Annotated in this window: 2 protein-coding genes; both read left to right on the top strand. The window is 64.5% G+C overall.

Going from position 1 to position 3,314, the window contains the following annotated elements; all coding sequences use genetic code 11:
* Positions 1-127: 127 nt before the first annotated feature.
* Positions 128-877, top strand: a complete 750-nt coding sequence (gene recO / locus K288_RS0142930) for a DNA repair protein RecO (protein WP_027584816.1) — start codon at positions 128-130, stop codon at positions 875-877.
* A 72-nt stretch (positions 878-949) separates the two neighbouring features.
* A complete protein-coding gene (parC, locus tag K288_RS0142925; protein ID WP_027584815.1) occupies positions 950-3,205 on the top strand; it encodes a DNA topoisomerase IV subunit A in 2,256 nt (751 codons plus the stop codon).
* Positions 3,206-3,314: the final 109 nt, after the last annotated feature.

The raw sequence follows: 3,314 nt of genomic DNA, 5'->3' as shown, positions 1-3,314 counted from the left end.
CTCCACGTGCCAAATATTGAATCTCTTCAATTACTTGATTCTCAGCCCCAAAAGACCGCGACCGCTTGACTCAGTAGTGCTAATCCGCCCTACGATCGACCGCCGGAATCCTGTAAACTCTCCACCCATGGAATGGACCGACGAAGGCATCGTGCTCGGGGTGCGGCGGCATGGCGAATCCTCCGCCATTGTCGAGCTCCTGACGCGCGAGCACGGCCGCCATCTCGGCCTGGTGCGCGGCGGGGCCAGCGCGCGGATGCGGCCGCTGCTGCAGCCCGGCAACAGCGTCACCGCGATGTGGCGGGCGCGGCTCGACGAGCATCTCGGCTATTACCAGCTCGACGGCACGCGGCTGCGCGCAGCTAACTTGCTTGCTTCGTCGCACGCCGTCTATGGCGTCACCCATCTGGCTTCGCTCGCGCGTTTGTTGCCCGAGCGTGATCCGCATCAGGACATCTACGAGATGCTGGAGCAGACGCTGGATGATTTCGAGGATGCCGGCGCTGCCGCTATCCACCTCATCCGCTTCGAACTGGCGATGCTGGCCGAGCTCGGCTTCGGGCTCGACCTCTCGAACTGCGCGGCGACCGGCGCGACCTCCGAACTGGTCTACGTCTCGCCGAAATCGGGCGGGGCGGTATCGCGCGCCGCCGGCGAGCCCTGGCGCGACCGCCTGATGCCGCTGCCGCCCTTCCTGCGCGAGGAGGACGACGGCGCGGGCAGCTGGTCGGATCAGGACCTGCTCGACGGCTTCGCGCTCACCGGCCGCTTCCTCCTCCGCAACGTGCTGGAGCCGCGCGGACAGGGGCATTCCGACGCGAGGGGCGGGTTCATCAACGCGGTAACAAGACGACGGACACGGGCGGCAGTTCCGTAAGTCCGATTCGCAGCCTAAATTGCCGTTGATTCGTGTCTTGCCCGATTCAGCGTCACGGTTTAACGCCTCCCCATGGGAAAACGACAGCTACCGCCGGAAGAGCCGGCCGAAATCCACGAGGTACCGCTGCGCGATGCGCTGGAAGAGCGCTATCTCGCTTACGCGCTCTCGACCATCATGCATCGCGCGCTGCCGGACGCCCGGGACGGGCTGAAGCCGGTGCACCGGCGCATCCTGTACGGGATGCGGCTACTAAACCTCAATCCCAACTCGCCCTTCAAGAAGTCGGCCAAAATCGTCGGCGACGTGATGGGCTCGTTCCATCCGCACGGCGACCAGGCGATCTACGACGCCATGGTGCGCCTGGCGCAGGATTTCGCCTCGCGCTACCCGCTGGTCGATGGCCAGGGCAATTTCGGCAATATCGACGGCGACAACCCGGCCGCCTACCGATACACCGAAGCGCGCATGACCGATGTCGCGCGGCTGCTGCTCGAGGGCATCGACGAGGACGGCGTCGAGTTCCGCGCCAACTACGACGGCCAGTCGAAGGAGCCGGTGGTTCTGCCCGGCGGCTTCCCGAACCTGCTCGCCAATGGCTCGCAGGGCATCGCGGTGGGCATGGCCACCTCGATCCCGCCGCACAATGCGGCCGAGCTCTGCGATGCCGCGCTGCATCTGATCGAGAAGCCCGACGCCAAGTCGAAGGCGCTGTTGAAGTGGGTCAAGGGACCGGATTTTCCGACCGGCGGCATCGTCGTCGATTCCAAGGAAGCGATCATCGAGGCCTACACCACCGGCCGCGGCGCGTTTCGCACGCGCGCGCGGTGGACGCAGGAAGAGGGTGCGCGTGGCACCTGGGTGATCGTGGTCACCGAAATCCCCTGGCTGGTGCAGAAGTCGCGCCTGGTCGAGAAGATCTCCGAGCTCATCGACCAGAAGAAGCTGCCGCTGGTCGGCGATGTCCGCGACGAATCGGCCGAGGACATCCGGCTCGTGATCGAGCCGAAGTCGCGCAATGTCGATCCTGAACTGATGATGGAATCGCTGTTCCGGCTGACCGAGCTGGAAAGCAAGATTTCGCTGAACCTCAACGTGCTGGTGAAGGGAAAAATCCCGAAGGTCGTCGGCCTTGCCGAGTGCCTTCGCGAATGGCTCGATCACCTGCGCGACGTGCTGGTGCGCCGCTCCAACTATCGCAAGGGGCAGATCGAGAACCGGCTGGAGATCCTCGGCGGCTACCTGATCGCCTATCTGAACATCGACAAGGTGATCAAGATCATCCGCACCGAGGACGAGCCGAAGCCGGTGCTGATGAAGACGTTCAAGCTCACCGAGGTCCAGGCCGACGCCATCCTCAACATGCGCCTGCGTTCTCTGCGCAGGCTCGAGGAGATGGAGATCCGGACCGAGGACAAGGACCTCCGCAAGGAGCTGAAGGGCATCGAGGCGCTGCTCCGCTCCGAGACCGAGCAATGGGCCAAGGTCGGCGAGCAGGTGCGCAAGGTCCGCGACATGTTCGGGCCGAAGACGCCGCTCGGCAAGCGGCGCACCACGTTTGCAGATGCGCCCGAGCACGATCTCGCCGCGATCGAGGAGGCTTTCGTCGAGCGCGAGCCGGTCACCGTCGTGATCTCGGAGAAGGGCTGGGTGCGCACGCTCAAGGGCCATGTCGCCGATCTCTCAGGCCTTGCCTTCAAGACCGACGACAAGCTCGATCACGCATTCTTTGCCGAGACCACGTCGAAGCTGCTGCTGTTCGCAACCAATGGCAAATTCTACTCGCTCGATGTCGCGAAACTGCCGGGTGGCCGCGGCCATGGCGAGCCGATCCGCATGTTCATCGACATGGAGCAGGATGCCGCGATCGTGTCGCTGTTCGTCAACAAGGGCGGCCGCAAGTTCCTGATCGCGAGCAGCGAGGGGCAGGGCTTCGTCGTCAACGAGGACGACTGCGTCGGCACCACCCGCAAGGGCAAGCAGGTGCTCAACGTCGACATGCCGAACGAGGCGCGCGCGATCACAACCGTGGCAGGCGACACCGTCGCGGTCATCGGCACCAACCACAAGATGGTGCTGTTCCCGCTCGATCAGGTGCCGGAGATGGCCCGCGGCCGCGGTGTGCGGTTGCAGAAATACACCAGCGCCGAGCTGTCCGATGTCGCGGTGTTCGAGTCCAAGGCGGGCCTGACCTGGAAGGATTCCGCCGGCCGCGACCACGGCATGAGCATGAAGGAGCTCTCCGACTGGCGCGGCAGCCGCGCCGATGCCGGCCGCCTCGCGCACGGCCTGCCGAAGTCGAACAAGTTCAACCGCGGGCTGGAGTAGTTGCGTAGGGCGGATTAGTCTTACTGCGTCATGGGTTTTCTTCGTCCCTTTGAAGCAGCGACGCCGCCGCAACAAGGACATCGCGGTAAGGTTTTGATGAGCGCCTGGA

This window comes from Bradyrhizobium sp. Ai1a-2 (assembly GCF_000426245.1).
In the GTDB taxonomy this organism is placed as follows: domain Bacteria; phylum Pseudomonadota; class Alphaproteobacteria; order Rhizobiales; family Xanthobacteraceae; genus Bradyrhizobium.
This window is presented reverse-complemented; position numbering and strand designations above follow the sequence as displayed.

What these genes read in the sequence shown, in the direction of transcription:
- recO (WP_027584816.1), top strand. Translation starts at nt 128, where the DNA reads ATGGAATGGACCGACGAAGGCATCGTGCTCGGGGTGCGGCGGCATGGC.
- parC (WP_027584815.1), top strand. Translation starts at nt 950, where the DNA reads ATGGGAAAACGACAGCTACCGCCGGAAGAGCCGGCCGAAATCCACGAG.